This is a genomic window from Micromonospora sp. NPDC005203 (assembly GCF_042872705.1).
In the GTDB taxonomy this organism is placed as follows: domain Bacteria; phylum Actinomycetota; class Actinomycetes; order Mycobacteriales; family Micromonosporaceae; genus Micromonospora.
Window position 1 is genome coordinate 714025 of sequence record NZ_JBIAKV010000002.1, and the last position, 17565, is coordinate 731589.

The window sequence follows — 17565 nt, forward strand, 5'->3', positions numbered from 1 at the left end:
GGGGGTCAGTGGCGCGCTCCCGCGCCACCGGAGTCGGAGCAGATCTGCTCACGAAGCCTCGATTCCTCAGGTCGGATGACGTTCGGTCGGAGGGACTTCGTCGTGTCGGGCATGGTGGCTGCTCCCTTCGCGCGGCTGTGGACCGAGCAGACCAGAGACGGCCGCGGCCCGGCAAGGCATATACGCCGAGCCGGGCCGCAGTGATCGGGCGGTCAGGAGATGTGGTGCAGGATCACGTTGTGCACGTGGTGGCTCTTCTGCGCACCCCGGAACTCCACCTCGTAGGTGTGCGTCCCCACGTGGATCGCGATCGACCCGGTGGAGAAGAACGAGCCACCCCAGGACTTGTTGCTGACCACACTCACGCTGGTGATCTTCGAGTACGGGATGCTGGTGATCGCGAACCGCTTCCCGACGAACGAGCGGTCCTGGATGATCACGCGACGGTCCGTCAGCCCGATGAACCCGGTGCCGGTGCCGACCGCGTCGTAGACGGCGATGATCTGCTCGCCGTCGAGGAGGCCGCTCTCGATCTGCTGGACCTGCTCTTTGCGGTCGTACGCGATGTTCGCCATGGATCCAAGGCTAGAAAACCGGCGCCAGTCCGCCGCGGGCACCGCCGGACGTCAGGACTCGGTGACCGCCCGGTACGCGTCCTCGATGCGGGCGGCCAACAGGACCTCACCCTCGGTCAACGGCTCGCCGTTTCCGTGCCCGACCCGGATCTGGGTGCAGTCGGGCAGGCGGCTGATCTCGGGGCGCAGGTGCAGCGCGTCAGCGACGACCTTGACCCGTTCAGTCAGGGCGGCGTGTTGGGTATCGTCGATCGCGAGCGTCCGTCGGATCTGCTCGCCCTCGCGCGTCCAACCAGCTAACAGGGTCAACGCGTCGGAGAGGTAGTCCTGCTTGGCCCTGCTGTTGAACAGCACGCGCATCACCGCACCCCCCATGCGCCGTTGTCGGCTCGTGGCCAAATCGTCGCCATCCCGTGTCTTGTCGGTGTCCTCTAGTTTGTCGTCGCTCGGAAGGGGTGTCCACGCCCACACTTCCGTGTTCTGTTGGCCTAGCGGACGGCTACGGTACCCAAACCGCCGATTGATCTGGCACCCTGGACGCCCGTGCGGACCGAACGGGCGAATGGCGACGGACAGACCGAACGACGGGACCTGAAGGTGATCGTCGGTGCGGCGATCATCCGGGACGGGCGGGTGCTCGCGTGCGCGCGTGCCGCCCCGCCGGAGGTGGCCGGAATGTGGGAGTTTCCCGGCGGCAAGGTCGAGCCGGGGGAGACCGAGACCGACGCGCTGATCCGGGAGTGCGCCGAGGAGTTGGCCGTACGCGTCGAGGTTCGCGATCGGGTCGGCCGCAACGTACGGATGGCGCACGGCCGTTCCGTGCTCAAGGTTTACGCCGCCCGCCTGCTCCACGGCGACGAGCCCCAGGCACTGGAACACGAGGCGCTGCGGTGGCTCTCGGCCAACGAGTTGGACTCGGTCACCTGGCTCCCCGCCGACGCACCCATCGTGGCCGCCCTCCGCCCCCTCCTCAGAACCCCCTAAACCCGCCCCGCCCCCTCCCGCCCTCCCGCCCCACCCCCTCCCGCCGGTGATCAAGAGGTTGGCGTCATGCGGCGCGGCGTGTCGTGACGCAAACCTCTTGATCACCGGAGCGGGCGGGAGGGCGGGGTGGGAGCAGGGGTGGGTGGGGACAGGGACGGGGGCCGTGGCGATCGCCACGGCCCCCGTCTTCGTTTCGGTTCTTAGTGCTGCTTGTCCTGGTCGGGGTGCGCGAAGTTGAGGTGCTCCGGAGGCAGCGGGAAGGTCACGTCGTCACCGAACGGCGACGGCGCGGCGGCCCGGTCGAACGTGAGCTCGGTCAGCGGCAGCTTGCCCCGGTCGTCCACCGCCGGAGCGGTCGGGTGGGGCACCTCCCGGTCCCAGTTCACGCCACTCTGCGCCTGCGCCTCGGCGCGCGGGTTGTGGGAACCACCCGCGTGCGAGTGCACCCCGCCCTTGGCCGAGCCCGACGTCGTCGAGCCCTGACGGGCGGTGGTCACGCTGGTCTGGGGAGTCTCGCCCCGACGGAAGATCTTGCTACCAAGCCACACAAGGGGATCGTACCTGCGGTCGACGACCCGTTCCTTCATGGGGATGATCCCGTTATCAGTGATCTTGATGTGCTCGGGGCAGACCTCGGTGCAGCACTTGGTGATGTTGCAGAAACCGAGGCCCTGTTCGGCCTGCGCGTACTCCTTGCGGTCCGTCCGGGTGTCCAGCGGGTGCATGTCCAGCTCGGCCGCCCGAATGAAGTACCGGGGGCCGGAGAACGCCTGCTTGTTCTCGTCGTGATCACGGATCACGTGACAGACCGTCTGGCACAGGAAGCACTCGATGCACTTGCGGAACTCCTGCGAGCGCTCGACGTCGACCTGCTGCATCCGGTAGTCACCCGGGGCCACGTCCGCCGGTGGGGCGAACGCCGGGGTCTCGCGGGCCTTCTGGTAGTTGTACGACACGTCGGTGACCAGGTCCCGGATGACCGGGAAGGTCCGCAGCGGGGTGACCGTGACGGTCTCCTCGTCGCCGAAGGTCGACATCCGCGTCATGCAGCCCAACCGCGGCTTGCCGTTGATCTCCATGGAGCAGGAGCCGCACTTGCCGGCCTTGCAGTTCCACCGGCAGGCCAGGTCCGGCGCGTCGGTGGCCTGGAGGCGATGGATGACGTCGAGGACGACCTCGCCCTCGTTCACCTCGACCATGTAGTCCTGGAGGTCCCCGCCGGTCTCGTCACCCCGCCAGATTCGGAACTGACGCTTCGCGCTCATCGGTTGTCCGCCTCTCCAGCGTCGGCGACGAGGGCATCGAAGTCGGCCAGCTCCTCGTCGGTGAGGTACTTGGAAAGCTCCGTACGGTCGAAGAGGCCGATCAGCTCCGGCCGCATCTTCGGCAGCGGCTTACGGGTGAGCCGTACGCTGTCGCCGTCCAGCGAGCAGACCAGGTTGACCTGCCGCCACTTCGGCTCCATCGCCGGATAGTCCTCCCGGGTGTGCCCGCCGCGCGACTCCTGCCGCTCCAGCGCCGCCTTCGCGGTGCACTCCGAGACCACGAGCATGTTGCGCAGGTCCAGGGCGAGGTGCCAGCCCGGGTTGTAGCGCCGGCCGCCGAACGCGCTGACCTTGGCGACCCGCTCGCGCAGCTCGGCCAGCCGCACCAGCGCGTCGGCCAGCTCACCCTCCCTGCGGATGATGCCCACCAGGTCCCCCATCACCGCCTGGAGGTCCTGCTGGAGGGTGTACGGGCTCTCGCCGGTGTCCCGCTGCAGCGGGGCGAGGGCGGTCTCCACGGCGGCCTCGACCGCGTCCACGGCCACCTTCGGCCGGGCAGCGAGCCCGTCGGCGTAGCTGGCCGCGTGCCCGCCCGCCCGCTTGCCGAAGACCAGCAGGTCGGACAGGGAGTTGCCGCCCAGCCGGTTGGAGCCGTGCATCCCGCCGGAGACCTCACCGGCGGCGAACAGTCCGCGTACGTGGCCGAAGGCGGCACCCGAATCCGGGTCGACCTCGACGCCGCCCATCACGTAGTGACAGGTCGGCCCGACCTCCATCGGCTCGGCGGTGATGTCGACGTCGGCCAGCTCCTTGAACTGGTGGTACATCGACGGCAGCCGCCGGCGGATCTCGTCGGCCGAACGTCGGCTCGCGATGTCCAGGAAGACGCCACCGGCGGGGGAGCCCCGACCGGCCTTGACCTCGCTGTTGATCGCGCGGGCCACCTCGTCCCGGGGCAGCAGCTCCGGTGGACGCCTGTTGTTGTCCGGGTCGGTGTACCAGCGGTCCGCCTCCTCCTCGGTCTCCGCGTACTGCTTGCGGAAGACGTCGGGGACGTAGTCGAACATGAACCGCTTGCCCTCGGAGTTCTTCAGGACGCCACCGTCACCACGCACCGACTCGGTGACCAGGATGCCCTTCACCGAGGGCGGCCAGACCATGCCGGTCGGGTGGAACTGGAGGAACTCCATGTTGATCAGCGTCGCCCCGGCACGCAGCGCCAACGCGTGCCCGTCCCCGGTGTACTCCCAGGAGTTCGAGGTGACCTTGTAGGAGCGCCCGACGCCACCGGTGGCGAGCACGACGGCCGGCGCCTCGAAGAGGATGAACTCACCGGACTCGCGGTAGTACCCGAACGCGCCGGCCACCCGGTCACCGTCGAGCAGCAGCTCGGTGATCGTGGTCTCGGAGAACACCTTGATCCGGGCGTCGTACGAGCCGAACTCCCGCTGGTCCTCCTGCTGAAGCGAGACGATCTTCTGCTGGAGGGTGCGGATCAGTTCCAGGCCGGTCCGGTCGCCGACGTGCGCCAGGCGCGGGTACTCGTGGCCACCGAAGTTGCGCTGCGAGATCTTGCCGTCCTTGGTGCGGTCGAAGAGCGCACCGTACGTCTCCAGCTCCCAGATCCGCTGCGGCGACTCCTTCGCGTGCAGCTCGGCCATCCGGAAGTTGTTGAGGAACTTGCCGCCACGCATGGTGTCGCGGAAGTGCACCTGCCAGTTGTCCCGGCTGTTCACGTTGCCCATGGCGGCTGCCGCGCCGCCCTCGGCCATCACCGTGTGCGCCTTGCCGAAGAGCGACTTGGAGATGATCGCGGTCTTCTTGCCGGCGAGCCGGGCCTCGATCGCCGCGCGCAGACCGGCGCCGCCGGCCCCGATGACGACGACGTCGTAGTGGTGTCGTTCGATGCGAGTGGTAGTGGTCATGTCAGGGGCCCTTTAGTTGATGAACCGCAGGTCGGAGAACCAGCCGGCCGCGAGCGCCATGATGTAGAAGTCGGCCAGCGCCAGGGTGCCGAGGGTGATCCAGGCGAGCTGCATGTGCCGGACGTTCAACGCCGAGACGACAGTCCAGGCCTTGTACCGCACCGGGTGCTTGGAGAAGTGCTTGAGCCGGCCGCCGATGATGTGCCGGCAGGAGTGGCAGGAGATCGTGTACGCCCAGAGCATCACCACGTTGAGCACCAGGATGATGTTGCCGAGCCCGAAGCCGAAGCCCTTGGGCGAGTGGAAGGCGAGGATCGCGTCCCAGGTGTTGATCAGCGAGATGATCGCGGCGGCGTAGAAGAAGTAGCGGTGCAGGTTCTGACCGAGCAGCGGGAAGCGGGTCTCCCCGGCGTACTCCTTGTGGCCGTCCGGGACGGCGCAGGCCGGCGGCGACAGCCAGAACGACCGGTAGTACGCCTTGCGGTAGTAGTAGCAGGTGAGCCGGAACAGCAGCAGGAACGGCAGGGTCAGCGCGGCATCCGGGATGACCCACCAGCCGGGCAGGAACCGGCCGAAGTGCGAGGCCGCCTCGACACACCGGTCCGTCACGCACGGGGAGTAGAACGGGGTCAGGTAGTGGTACGCGTCGACCCAGTAGTTGTCATGCTGGAAGACCCGGACCGTCGCGTACGCGACCCAGGCGCTGAGCCCGATCACGGTGATCAGCGGAGCGAACCACCAGCGGTCGGTACGCAACGTCTTCGCCGCGATCGCGGCGCGCGCCCGCGCTCCCCGCGGCTTCGTTGCCGTTGAAGTCATTCGAGTCGTCTCCTCGACGGGCCCGTACGGGCGGGCTGATCTTTCTCCGGTCGGCACGCGGACCGGCAAACCCGCACCCGCTGCCACGTCCTGCGCACACCAACGACCACGCCGGATCGACCGACGCAGCTAAGTGACACACGTTACGCCGATCTCTGCGAGCCGTCCGCGCAAGGGAGTGTCCCGTGTGTCTGGCCTGCGGAAAAGCCGCGATCCGCGGCGGTCAGCCCGAGGCGCCTCCGCTGAAGTGCCAGGATGCCAGTCGCAGCGAGGGAGCCGTCCACCAGGCACCGTCCACCCGATCCGGTTGCCGCACCGCCCGCGCGCCCACCCCGAGCACCGCCCCGGGTCCGAGCGCGCGCGGGTACGACTCGGTGAACCGCAGATCGCGGACCGCCCGCACCACCGTGCCGTCCTCGATGAGCCAGACGCCGTTGCGGGTCAGCCCGGTGACGACGAGGCTCTTCGGGTCGAGGACCCTCGTGTACCAGAGGTCGCTGACCAGTAACCCCCGGCGTACGCCGGCGACAAGCGCGGCGGTGTCCGCGTCGACCACCGCACCGGCCGCCCCGCCGGTGGTGCTCCGGCCGGTCGCGCTGGCCGGGCCGGCCGCCGCGCCAGACAGCCGCAGGTTACGGGCCATCGGCCCCCAGGTGGCGCCACCCGCGACCGCGTGCCCGGTGGACCGCACGCCCGCCGCGTCGGCCGTCCGCCGATCGTGCGCCACCGCCCGGGTGGTGCCCGCCTCGACCAGGGTCAGCGCCCCACGACCGGTGCCCTCCGCGTCGAACGGCAGTCCCGACGCACCGAGCGGGTCGTCCACCAGGGTCACCGCCCGGTCGAACTGGGCCGTACCCGGCTCGGCGAACGACTGCCGCTCGGCGTACCGCTTGCCGTTGAAGCCGTACCAGGAGAGGTTCTGCAACAGGTCCGCCACGGCGGCCGGCTCGAACACCACCTCGTAGCGCCCCGGTGGCAGCTCGACCGGGTCGGCCGCCGCCCGGGCCTTGGCCGCCGCCTGCGCGCCAAGCTCGGCGCCGTCGAGGTCGGAGAGCCGGTCGGCGCTGCGCCGGGCCACCCCGTCGGCGCCATCGCTGCGGGCGATGCCGTCCATCGCCGCCTCCGCCGAGCGGCCGGACGCCGTGTGCCCGGCCGAGTTGGCGTACGCCGACGAGCGGTGCGCGGTACGGCAGTAACCGGCCGTGCTGAGGCCCCCGGCGGCGGCCACGAAAGCGCCCACCCGGTCGGCCCGCTGATCCGGCTCGGCGTGCGCGGTGGCCTCGTCGACCGCCAGCGCGTTCGGCGTGGGCGTGGGCGGGGCCAGCCCCGGCCAGCCCGGGTCGGGCGGGCAGAGCCGCGCCGCCACCAGGGTGCGCTCGACCAGCGCGCTCAGCCCGTCGGCGGTGACCACGCTGCCGCTCCCGGCGGCGGTCCGACCGTCGACGTGCACCCGCAGCCGGACTCCGACCGTCGACTCGGCGACGTTCTGGTGGATGGCCGAGTTGGCGAACCGGGTCAGCGCCAGATCCGCCCGCGTCACCACCACCTCGGCCTGCGCCCCCGACCCACCGAGGCGACGCGCCAGCTCGATGACCTGGCCGGCCAGCTCCGGCTCACTCCTCGCGCTCACGCTGGGCCGCCTTTCGTTCGCGACTGCGGGGCTCGCAAACCCGGCTCACTCCTCGCGCTCACGCTGGGCCGCCTTTCGTTCGCGACTGCGGGGCTCGCAAACCCGGCTCACTCCTCGCGCTCACGCTGATACCCCCACTCGGACGTTGCGGAAGCGGGCCGGCGCGGCCGGGTGGCCGGTGTGCCCGATCTGGCCGGGCTGGCCCTTGCCGCAGTTGGGTGTGCCCCAGGAAACCGTCTCGCTCGACAGCATGTCCATCGAGCGCCAGAAGAGCGGGCCGATCCCGGTGTACGTGGGATTGCGCAGCATCCGCCCGCGCCGCCCCTTCTTGATCTCCCAGCCGATCTCGCAGCCGAACTGGAAGTTGAGCCGCTTGTCGTCGATCGACCAGGACCGGTTGAGGTCCATCAGCACGCCGTCGTCGGTCGCCGCGATGATCTCCTCAAGGGTGTGCGGGCCGGGTTCCAGGCCGACGTTCGTCATCCGCACCATCGGCAGCCGGGCCCACCCGTCGGCGCGTACGCTGCCGCCGTAGTCGAGGCTCGCCATGGCGGCGGAGTCCCGGCCGGCGAGCACCCCCACCCAGCGGCCGTCCCGGACGGCGTCCCGCTTGACCGCCGGGGAGCCCTCGTCGTCGAAGCCGAAGCTGCCCAACGCGCCGGGGATCGTCGGGTCGATGGTGATGTTCATCAGCTCGGAGCCGTAGCGCAACGAGCCGAGCTGCGCCAGATCCAACCAGGACGTGCCGGCGAACGCCGCCTCCCAGCCGAGGATGCGGTCCAACTCGATGGCGTGCCCGACCGACTCGTGGATCTGCAGGGCCAACTGCTCGCCGCCGAGGATCAGATCGGTCTCGCCGGCCGGGCAGACCGGCGCGGTGAGCAGCGCCCGGGACTCCTCGGCGATCTGCGCGGCGTGCGCGGCCAGGTCCAGCGACTCGACCAGCTCCCAGCCGGTGGTCCCGTACTGTCCCCGGTAGCTGGGCCAGGACCGACGCTGCGTCTCCCCGTCGCCGATCGAGGTGGCGGAGATGCCGCCGCCGCACTCGCGGATGCGCTGGTCGATCCGGTGGCCCTCGCTGGAGACGAACCACTTCGCGGTGTCCCAGATCTGGTACAGGCCCTCGGCCAGGTCCGCGCCGTGGTCGGCCATCGTGCGGGTCGCGCCGACCAGCAGGTCGCCCTTGTCCGAGAGGGGCACCCCGAGCGGGTCGATCTCGCAGCCGGAGGCCCAGCTCGCGGTGACCGCCTGCGCCGGGACCAGGTCGACAGGCGGGCCGGGAACCCGCGCGCTGGCCATGGCGGTCCGCGTCGCGAGCCGGCCGGCGTCGCGGGCGGCGGCGTCCGAGAGATCGGGTACGGCGTGGAAGCCCCAACTCGCACCGACGAGTGCCCGGACGCCGAGCCCGATGCTCTCGTCCTGGGTCAGCTCCTCCACGTCACCGTTGCGCGCGGTCATCGACTCGTAGCGACGGTGCATCACCCGCGCGTCGGCGTACCGTGCGCCCGCGTCGAGGGCGGCCTGGACGGCGGCGCTGGCCGCGTCGAACTCGGTCATGCGACCGACCCTAGGCCAGCCGACCGACACCCGTCAGGGGACGAGATCCTCCGGCCGGATCGTGGCCCTCACCGGCTCCGCCAACTCCTACACCTCGGCGGCCCTCGTCGTCGACCGCTCCACGTAGTGGGCGCCCGCCAGCTGGTGGAGGTTCACGGTCAGGCTCTCCTGCTCGACGAGCAGATACCACCCGACCCCGGCTGCGGCGTACAGGTGCGGCTTCAGCACCCGGTCGATGGTGGCGGCGGTGTGCGGTGCGCTGACCTCACCGACCAGTAGGACCGCGTCCGCCGGCACGCAGGCCGCCGTGAGATTTTGCTCCGCCACCACCACGAGGTCGGGGTTGGGGTTCAGCCGCAGGTTGATCACCGGGAGCAGACTGCGGTTCGCCGCTGCGCAGCCGGGTTCCAAGGCGGCCGCCAGGCCACCGACGATCACCTGGTGTCGAACGGATGGCGATGGCCCGATGAGCAGGCCACCGTCGAGGAGTTCGATCCGCTGGGCCGTCTCGCCGAGGGCGAGGTAGTCCGATTCGGTCCACGGCAGCGCGCGGCCAAGAATGCCGACTGGAGTCACCGGCCCAGCGCAGCTCATTCCGGATCGCCGAGGTCGCACCCGAAGTGCGAGCACGAGGTGCAATGCCGGCTCGGACGGTGTGGTCGCCACGGTTGCGCCAACAAGATCGCGCAATATCCAGGATCTAGTGGTATCGGCGCATCGGCGATGCCACTAGATCCTGGTTCGAGTGCGATCTTGGGGTCCGTGGCGCCGCAAGCTCCCCTCCCGGTCAGTCTGGGGGTGCTCGTCGTCAAGATCCGCGCAGTATCAGGGACGTTGCTGTCTCTGGCGCGTCGGAGGCAGCAGCATCGGGGGAGTTGCGGAGATCTCGGCGCGGGGCGCGGGGCGCGGGGCGCGGGGCGCGGGGCGCGGGGCGCGAGGTGAGGGGGTGTTCAGGCCGATGCCGACTCGTTACGCTCGGGCCCGCTGACAGGTACGGACTTTGTAGCTTATTTTCACCCTCAGGACTTTCATGTAAGTTCTCTTCGTCACTGAGGGAGGCGGCCGTGGACAGTTCGGATGCCTACCTGCGGGTGCGTGACCTGCGGGTCCGGTTCGACACCGAGGATGGCGTGGTGCGCGCGGTCGACGGGGTGTCGTTCGCCGTCGAGCGGGGCCGCACCCTCGGCATCGTGGGCGAGTCCGGCTCCGGCAAGAGCGTCACCTCGCTGGCCATCCTCGGCCTGCACGACCCGAAGCGGGCCACGATCAGCGGAGAGATCTCCGTCGGTGGGCGGCAGTTGGTCGGCCTGCCGGACGAGGAGGTACGCCGGCTGCGCGGCCGGGACATGGCGATGATCTTCCAGGATCCACTGTCGGCGCTGCACCCGTACTACACGGTGGGCCGGCAGATCGCCGAGGCGTACCGGGTGCACCACCCGAAGGCCAACCGGCGCGAGGCCCGCCAGCGGGCGGTGGACATGCTGGACCGGGTCGGCATCCCGCAGCCGGCCCGCCGGTTCGACCAGTATCCGCACGAGTTCTCCGGCGGCATGCGCCAGCGGGCGATGATTGCGATGTCCCTGGTCAACGACCCGGCGCTGCTGATCGCCGACGAGCCGACCACCGCGCTGGACGTCACCGTGCAGGCGCAGATCCTGGACCTGCTCGCTGACCTCCAGGCCGAGTTCCACTCCGCGATCATCCTGATCACCCACGACCTCGGCGTGGTCGGCCAGGTCGCCGACGACGTGTTGGTCATGTACGGGGGGCGTGCCGTCGAGCGGGGCAGCGTCGAGCAGGTGCTCCGGGCGCCGCAGCATCCGTACACCTGGGGGTTGCTCTCCAGCGTGCCGTCGCTGCACGGCGACGCGGACGCGGACCTGGTGCCGATCCCCGGCAACCCGCCCAGCCTGATCAACCTGCCGCCCGGCTGCGCGTTCCACCCTCGCTGCCGGTACGCGGACCGGGTCGGCAGCCGGTCGCGCAGTGAGGTGCCGGAGCTGCGGGCGGCCGGGGCCGACAGCCACCTGGTCGCCTGCCACCTGAGCGCCGAGGAGCGCGCCACCTTCTACGCCGAGGACGTCGCACGAGTGGGGGTGGCTGGGTGAGGGCGAGGAGCGCAGCGCAGCGGAGTATCGCAGTCCCGAACGGAGGACTGTGGAGATGACCGACGAACCACTGCTGCGGGTACGTGGGCTGACCAAGCACTTCCCGGTACGCCAGGGGCTGCGCGCCACCGGCCAGGTGCGGGCGGTCGACGGGCTCGACTTCGACGTGCGCCCCGGCGAGACACTCGGGCTGGTGGGAGAGTCGGGCTGCGGCAAGACCACCACTGGTCGGATGCTGGTGCGGCTGTTGGAGCCGACGAGCGGCAGCATCGAGTTCGCCGGGCGGGACATCACCCACGCCGGCCGCCGGGAGTTGCGCCCGCTGCGTCAGGAACTCCAGATCATCTTCCAGGACCCGTACGCCTCGTTGAACCCCCGGCACACCGTCGGCCGGATCGTGGCGATGCCGTTGCAGGTCAACGGGATCAAGCCGCCGGGTGGCGTGAAGGCCCGGGTGCGGGAGCTGCTGGAGCTGGTCGGGTTGAACCCGGAGCACTACAACAGGTATCCGCACGAGTTCTCCGGCGGCCAGCGTCAACGCATCGGCATCGCCCGGGCGCTGGCCCTGCGGCCCAAGCTGATCGTCGCCGACGAGCCGGTGAGCGCGCTGGACGTCTCGATCCAGGCGCAGGTGGTCAACCTGCTGCGTGACCTGCAACGGGAGCTGGGCCTGGCGTTCGTGTTCATCGCGCACGACCTGGCCGTGATCCGGCACTTCAGCCAGCGGGTCGCGGTCATGTACCTGGGTCGGATCGTGGAGATCGGTGACCGGGCGGACATCTACGAGCGCCCGCAGCACCCGTACACCCGGGCGTTGCTCTCGGCGATCCCGGACGTCACCCAGCTCGGCCCGGCGGGTCGGATCCGGCTGACCGGTGACGTGCCGACCCCGCTCGACCCGCCGTCGGGCTGCCGGTTCCGCACCCGCTGCTGGAAGGCGCAGGACGTCTGCGCCACCGAGGAGCCCGCGCTGGTCCCGCGCGACGGCGGCCGGCAGGCCACCGCGTGTCACTTCCCCGAAGGGGAACCGGCCAGCACGAGCCCCGAGACCGCCGGGTCGATCACCGAGGTCGTCGAGGAGGTGCCGTCGTGAGCCTGTCCCCGGTGGAGGGTGTGGCACTGGCCGAGATCGAGTCCGATCCGCACGCGAGTACGCCCGCCGCCAAGGGTGTGGTCGGGCGTTCGCCCGGTCAGCTCGCCTGGCTGCGACTGCGTCGCGACCGGACGGCCGTGGTCAGCGGCGTACTCCTGGTCTTCTTCCTGCTGTTGGGGTTGGCCGCCCCGCTGATCGAGATGGCCTACGGCGTCGGGCCGCGGGAGCAGTTCCAGAACCTGCTGGACGGCTTCGGCATGCCACTGGGCTACGCCGGCGGCGTCACCGGGGACCACTGGTTCGGCCTGGAGCCGAACCTGGGCCGGGACATCTTCATCCGGTTGATCTACGGGTTGCGGACGTCGCTGTTCATCGCGTTCGCGGCGGCGCTGATCACCGCGACGATCGGGATCGTGCTCGGCGCGCTCGCCGGCTACCTCGGCGGCTGGCTCGATGCGGTGATCAACTGGATCACCGACCTGACCCTGGCCATGCCGTTCCTGATCATCGCACTGGCCCTCACCCCCACCATCACGCTGCGATTCTACGGTGAGCGGGGGCAGGTGTCGTCCGCCTTCGGGATCGGCGTGCTGATCGCCGTGTTCGCCATCTTCGGCTGGACCAGCACGGCCCGGCTGGTCCGCGGGCAGGTGATCGCGCTGCGCGAGCGGGAGTTCGTGGAGGCGGCCCGGGCCAGCGGGGCCGGGCTGGGGCACATGCTGTTCCGGCAACTGCTGCCGAACATCTGGGCGCCGATCCTGGTGTCGTTCTCGCTGGCGGTGCCGCAGTTCATCACCAGTGAGGCCGCGCTGTCGTTCATCGGTGTCGGCCTCAGTGACGAGACCCCGAGTTTCGGCCGGATGATCTACGACAGTCTGGACTTCCTCCAGACCGACCCGGCCTACGTGTTCTTTCCGGGCATCATGATCTTCGCGCTGGTGTTCGCCTTCAACCTCTTCGGCGACGCGTTGCGGGACGCGCTCGACCCGAAGTCGTCCCGGTAGGGGTGGGCTCATGTCACGGTTTCTGATCAAGCGGCTGTTCTCCGCCACGCTGACCCTGTTCGCGGTGAGCGTGCTGACCTTCCTGATGTTCTTCGCGCTGCCGCGCGACCCGGTCAGCAGCATCTGCTCGAAGAACTGCAACCCGGAGCGGCTGGAGCGGGTCCGCGACGACCTGGGCCTGAACGATCCGCTGGTCAGCCAGTACGCCGGTTACATGAAGGGGATCGTCACCGGCCGGGACCTGGGCAGCGCCCAGGGCGGCCGGTGTGACGCGCCCTGTCTGGGCTGGTCGTACGTCACCAACGAGGCCGTCTCGGACACCATCGGCCGGGTGCTGCCGGTGACGCTGAGCATCGTCATCCCGGCGGCGATCCTCTGGCTGCTGCTGGGGGTGGGGCTGGGGATGGTCTCCGCGTTGCGGCGCGGCACCTGGCTGGACCGCCTGGCCATCGGCTTCTCGCTGACCGGCGCGTCGTTGCAGCTCTACTTCGTGGGCGCGGTGCTGCTGCTGGTCTTCGTCTACAACCTGCGGCTGCTGCCGGTGCCCAGCTACACCTCCCTCTTCGACAACCCGGCGAAGTGGGCCAGCGGGCTGGTGCTCGCCTGGGTGGCGCTGGCCTTCCTCTTCTCGGCCATCTACGCCCGGCTGTCGCGGGCGCAGATGTTGGAGACGCTGTCGGAGGACTTCGTCCGGACCGCGCGGGCCAAGGGCCTGGCCAAACCCACGGTGTACGGGAGGCACGCGCTGCGCGCGGCGATCACCCCGGTGGTGACCATCGCGGGGCTGGACGTGGGCGGGGCGCTGGGCGGCACGGTGATCACCGAGACGACGTTCGGCATCCAGGGGTTGGGGCGTACGGCGGTGGACGCGGTGCGCTCGGGTGACCTGCCCACCATCATGGCCACGGTGTTGATCGCGGCCGTCTTCGTGGTTTTGGCGAACGTGCTCGTGGACCTGCTCTACGCGGCCATCGACCCCCGGGTGCGGCTGCGCTGAACCGGCCGCTGACCCGGCCGCTGTCCAGGGCGTGGCTGCTGGCGAAATTTATCGACAACTGTTACACAACTCGTAGGTTTTCTTCCTTACGATCCTCGGGACGTCGGCGGTTCTCGCCCCGGCGAAACGCACGGCACATGGGTGAAGGGGGTATTCATGAGACCACGCGTGGTGGCCGCCGCAGGCGGCGCGATCGCTCTGGTGGTGGCATTGGGTGCGTGCTCGAAGAACACGGGCGAGGGCACCACTGTGGACACCGACCGGCAGCAGACCGGGGTCATCGCGACCGACCCCAAGGACTCGCAGGGGCCGGCCGCCGAGGTGAGCGGTGCGGCGAAGGGCGGCACCTTCACCATCATCCGGGAGTCGCCGATCTCCCACCTGGACCCGCAGCGGACGTACTCGTTCGCCGGCCTGATGACCAACCCGCTCTTCGCGCGCTATCTGACCACCTGGAAGGACGACGGCAAGGGCGGCCTGGTCCTGGTGGGCGACCTGGCCGAGACGCCGGGCAAGAACGTCAACAACGACTGCAAGGTCTGGGAATTCACGGTCAAGGACGGGGTGAAGTTCGAGGACGGCCGCCCGATCACCGCCAAGGAGATCGCGTACGGCATCGCCCGGTCCTTCGACCCGGACCTCTCCGGCGGCCCCACCTACATCCAGGAGTGGCTGGCCGACACCCCGCAGTTCGACACCAAGTGGGACTTCAAGAAGAACAAGACGTCGCTGCCGCCCGGCCTGAGCACTCCGGACGCCAGGACGCTGCGCTTCGAGTTCGCCAAGCCGCGCTGTGACCTGCCGTTCGCGGTCTCGCTGCCGACCACCGCGCCGCTGCCCGCCGACAAGGACACCGGCGTCGACCTGGACAAGCAGCCGTTCTCGTCCGGCCCGTACAAGGTCGCCAAGAACCAGGTGGGCGTGCAGATCACCCTGGACCGCAACCCCAACTGGGACGCGAAGACCGACCCGGTCCGGCACCAGTACCCGGACCAGTTCGTCTGGAGCTTCGGCCCCACCGCGGACGCCGCCAACAACCGGGTGATCGCCGACAACGGCGCCGACCAGAGCGCGCTCGCCTTCAACACGGTGCCCGCCTCGCTTGTCGCCAAGGTGGCCGGGGACGCCGCGCTCAAGTCGCGGACGATCCTGTCGCCGACCCCGAGCGCCAACCAGCTCGTGATCAACAACCAGCGGGTGACCGACCTGAAGGTCCGTCAGGCACTCAACTACGCCATCGACCGCGAGGGCTTCATCAAGGCGATGGGCGGCCAGACCGTCGCCGCGCCGCTCACCACGCTGATGCCGTCGGCCACCATCGGCTACAAGGCGTACGACGCGTACCCGGCGGGCGCCACCGGCAACGTGGACAAGGCCAAGGAACTGCTCGGCGGAAAGACGCCGGAGCTGGTCCTCGGCGTCGCCGACAACTCGACCGAGCAGCAGCAGGGCGCACAGCTCAAGGCCAACCTGGAGCGCGCCGGCTTCAAGATCACGCTGCGGAACATCTCGGACGACGCGAAGCTCGACGAGATCAAGAAGAAGGACAACCCCTGGGACCTGTACATCGGTAACTGGGCGGCGGACTGGCCGAGCGGGGCGTCGATCCTGCCGGTGCTCTACGACGGCCGCACCATCAAGGCCGAGGGCAACAGCAACCAGTCCTACTTCAACGACCCGACGATCAACGCCGAGATGGACCGCATCCAGGCCATGCCCGCCGCCGACCAGGGTCCCGAGTGGGCCAAGCTCGACGAGCGGATCATGAAGGAGCACGCACCGGTGGTGCCGCTCTTCGTCGACGTGGCCTACAACGTGCACGGCTCCAAGGCCGGCGGAATCTTCATCTCCAGCGTCTTCGGCTACCCGTCGTTCGTGAACGCGTACGTCACGCCGTAAGGCACACCGCAAGCCAGCAGGGTCCCCTCTCGACAGCGTCGTCGGGAGGGGACCCTGCTGTTCGCGCTGGACAGGTGCCGCCGGACCGCCGGCCTTAGCGGGGCCGACGGTCGCGGGGGGTGAGCGGCCGACCGGCCGCGTCCTGGACGGCGACTGACACCGAGTTCCTGCCAGCCCACTGCGGGCCGGGCGGTGCGGCCTGCACCACGAAGCGCCTGGACCCGTCGGAGCCGCGCACCTCGAGAGGCACCAGTTCGGCGGTGCGGAAGCGGGCCTGGACATCCCCGCCGTCCGCGGCCACCTCGGCTCGGGCGGCCGCGGCGGGGAGCATGCCGAAGATGATCGGGGCGGCGGCGCCGCGGAGCGTACGGACGCTGAGTTCGTAGTTCTGCAGAACTCCGGACTCGGTGCAGGTGCGTGCCACTGTCGCGCCGTCCTGACGCAGGTAGAGACACTCGCCCCAGGTGTTTTCCCGAACCTGGACCACCGACCAGTACACGCCGCCGGTCGTGCCTTCGGTGAGTAACCGAGGACCGGTGACGCCGGGCCGCCGCCCGTCCCAGCCCTCCCAGGTGAGGCCACCGACAACGGCCAGACCACCGAACACCACCACGGCAGCCACCACGGTACGAAGACGGCTAGTAGACAGGCAGATCACCGCCTTGCGCGTCGTGCAGCCGCAGCGACACGACCTCGACCCGATCGCCCGCATCGGGTACGTACACGGCGTAGACCCGGTAGGCGTCGTGACCCGACGCGATGGTGGTCGCCTCGCGTGGCGTCCCGTCGCCGAGGGTGATCTGGATCGACGCGGCGGCGGCCGGCACGATGCCGTAGAGGATCGCCTCCGGCAGTCGCCGGCCCAGACGTTCCGAATGGACCTGCTCGACCCGCCCACCGGCCAGCCAGCCGTCGCCGTCTGCCACCCGGGGCCAGGCGCAGTCCTTACCCGCCTCCCGCCAGTTGACGTACGGGTCGGAGAACGTCTCCCGCTCAAGTTTGCCGCAACGGACATCGAACGAGCCGGTGACCCGGAGCCGGTAGTTGTCGCCCTCGTCGAGGGTGAAGAAGGCAACGTTGCTCTTCCACCGGTCACCGATGGCGACATACGTCCAGCCGGAGCCCGCCAGCAGGACGAGAAGGACGATGAGACCCCGGCGTACGACCCGGCGCGGTGCGGCGGTCATCTGGCGCTCCTCGGTGGGCGTGACGCACTCACGGTAGCGCCGACGCGCCAGCGCCTCGGGGCGACGGGAATGCCTGCCCCGTCAGCTCGCGGTGCCCGGCCAGACCGTCACCCGAATCTTCCACCCACCGCTCATCGGCTCGACGAACTCGACGGCTGCGACATGCAGGTCGCCCTGCGTGCGAACGCAGTATCGGCTCCCTTTGACATATCGGGAGTTGCTCGTCGCGAAGCTGTTGAGCAGCGAGAGGCAGTGCTGCCGTTGCGGTGCGCCGGGCTGGCCCCAGGCCGCCAGACCGGACCAGGCCGGGTAGCTCGTCATCACGTTGCCGGCGTCGTAGATGTCGATGCTCGGGTCCGGGACCGTGGCGACCTTCGGCGGGTCCGCGTCGAGGTCGACGCCGTTGTTGGTGAACAGCAACTCGTACGGACCCGCGCCCGCGCCCTCCACCGGAGCGGCACGCGATGGCGTCGCCTGGGCACCGGCCGTTCCCGCCGAACTGGGCGCGGTGGAAGGCGTGGC

At 69.8% G+C, this 17565-nt stretch carries 17 protein-coding genes; 6 read left to right on the forward strand and 11 right to left on the reverse strand.

The window, feature by feature from the left end:
* Positions 1-212 precede the first annotated feature (212 nt).
* Positions 213-575, reverse strand: a complete 363-nt coding sequence (locus ACFYPM_RS08635; protein WP_282256748.1) for a PH domain-containing protein — start codon at positions 573-575, stop codon at positions 213-215.
* A 51-nt stretch (positions 576-626) separates the two neighbouring features.
* The gene (locus ACFYPM_RS08640; protein WP_387192697.1) at positions 627-935 is read right to left on the reverse strand and encodes a pterin dehydratase; all 309 of its coding nucleotides are present in this window, start codon (positions 933-935) and stop codon (positions 627-629) included.
* 183 nt (positions 936-1118) lie between these two features.
* Between ACFYPM_RS08640 and ACFYPM_RS08645 the strand changes: the two genes are divergently transcribed.
* Positions 1119-1559 carry a (deoxy)nucleoside triphosphate pyrophosphohydrolase gene (locus ACFYPM_RS08645; RefSeq protein WP_387192700.1) on the forward strand — a complete coding sequence of 147 codons (441 nt, stop codon included), beginning with the start codon at positions 1119-1121 and terminating at the stop codon, positions 1557-1559.
* Between the two features lie 200 nt (positions 1560-1759).
* Here ACFYPM_RS08645 and ACFYPM_RS08650 read toward each other — a convergent pair whose 3' ends face one another.
* From ACFYPM_RS08650 to ACFYPM_RS08675, 6 genes are all read right to left on the reverse strand, one after another.
* Positions 1760-2824 (reverse strand): succinate dehydrogenase/fumarate reductase iron-sulfur subunit, encoded by a 1065-nt coding sequence (locus ACFYPM_RS08650; protein WP_387192703.1) that lies wholly within the window; start codon positions 2822-2824, stop codon positions 1760-1762.
* Positions 2821-4749: a fumarate reductase/succinate dehydrogenase flavoprotein subunit gene (locus tag ACFYPM_RS08655; protein WP_387192706.1), complete on the reverse strand. Its 1929-nt coding sequence runs from the start codon at positions 4747-4749 to the stop codon at positions 2821-2823. The genes ACFYPM_RS08650 and ACFYPM_RS08655 overlap by 4 nt, the downstream gene beginning before the upstream one ends.
* A 12-nt stretch (positions 4750-4761) precedes the next feature.
* Entirely contained in the window at positions 4762-5568 is an 807-nt protein-coding gene (locus ACFYPM_RS08660) for a hypothetical protein (protein WP_357377893.1), read from the reverse strand.
* A 223-nt stretch (positions 5569-5791) separates the two neighbouring features.
* Complete coding sequence (locus ACFYPM_RS08665; RefSeq protein ID WP_387192709.1) at positions 5792-7198, reverse strand: TldD/PmbA family protein; 1407 nt, start codon at positions 7196-7198, stop codon at positions 5792-5794.
* Positions 7199-7318: 120 nt separating this feature from the next.
* Positions 7319-8755 (reverse strand): TldD/PmbA family protein, encoded by a 1437-nt coding sequence (locus ACFYPM_RS08670; protein ID WP_387192712.1) that lies wholly within the window; start codon positions 8753-8755, stop codon positions 7319-7321.
* Between the two features lie 87 nt (positions 8756-8842).
* On the reverse strand, positions 8843-9331 hold the full coding sequence (locus ACFYPM_RS08675) for a Uma2 family endonuclease (RefSeq protein ID WP_387192715.1): 489 nt from the start codon (positions 9329-9331) through the stop codon (positions 8843-8845).
* 488 nt (positions 9332-9819) lie between these two features.
* On the opposite strand from ACFYPM_RS08675, the gene ACFYPM_RS08680 reads away from it, so the two are divergent.
* The 5 genes from ACFYPM_RS08680 (at position 9820) to ACFYPM_RS08700 (ending at position 15856) form a co-directional block, all read left to right on the forward strand.
* Positions 9820-10863: an ABC transporter ATP-binding protein gene (locus ACFYPM_RS08680; protein ID WP_387192718.1), complete on the forward strand. Its 1044-nt coding sequence runs from the start codon at positions 9820-9822 to the stop codon at positions 10861-10863.
* 55 nt (positions 10864-10918) lie between these two features.
* Positions 10919-11956 carry an ABC transporter ATP-binding protein gene (locus ACFYPM_RS08685; RefSeq protein WP_387192721.1) on the forward strand — a complete coding sequence of 346 codons (1038 nt, stop codon included), beginning with the start codon at positions 10919-10921 and terminating at the stop codon, positions 11954-11956.
* A complete protein-coding gene (locus ACFYPM_RS08690) occupies positions 11953-12960 on the forward strand; it encodes an ABC transporter permease (protein WP_387192724.1) in 1008 nt (335 codons plus the stop codon). Before ACFYPM_RS08685 ends, ACFYPM_RS08690 begins: the two co-directional genes overlap by 4 nt.
* 10 nt (positions 12961-12970) lie before the next feature.
* On the forward strand, positions 12971-13957 hold the full coding sequence (locus ACFYPM_RS08695) for an ABC transporter permease (RefSeq protein ID WP_387192727.1): 987 nt from the start codon (positions 12971-12973) through the stop codon (positions 13955-13957).
* Between the two features lie 156 nt (positions 13958-14113).
* A complete protein-coding gene (locus ACFYPM_RS08700; protein WP_387192729.1) occupies positions 14114-15856 on the forward strand; it encodes an ABC transporter substrate-binding protein in 1743 nt (580 codons plus the stop codon).
* A 94-nt stretch (positions 15857-15950) separates the two neighbouring features.
* On the opposite strand, the gene ACFYPM_RS08705 is transcribed toward ACFYPM_RS08700, so the two are convergent.
* From ACFYPM_RS08705 to ACFYPM_RS08715, 3 genes are all read right to left on the reverse strand, one after another.
* On the reverse strand, positions 15951-16478 hold the full coding sequence (locus tag ACFYPM_RS08705) for a hypothetical protein (RefSeq protein ID WP_387192732.1): 528 nt from the start codon (positions 16476-16478) through the stop codon (positions 15951-15953).
* 16 nt (positions 16479-16494) lie between these two features.
* Positions 16495-17043 carry a hypothetical protein gene (locus tag ACFYPM_RS08710; protein WP_387192735.1) on the reverse strand — a complete coding sequence of 183 codons (549 nt, stop codon included), beginning with the start codon at positions 17041-17043 and terminating at the stop codon, positions 16495-16497.
* Between the two features lie 81 nt (positions 17044-17124).
* Complete coding sequence (locus ACFYPM_RS08715) at positions 17125-17493, reverse strand: hypothetical protein (RefSeq protein WP_387192738.1); 369 nt, start codon at positions 17491-17493, stop codon at positions 17125-17127.
* Between the last annotated feature and the right edge of the window lie 72 nt (positions 17494-17565).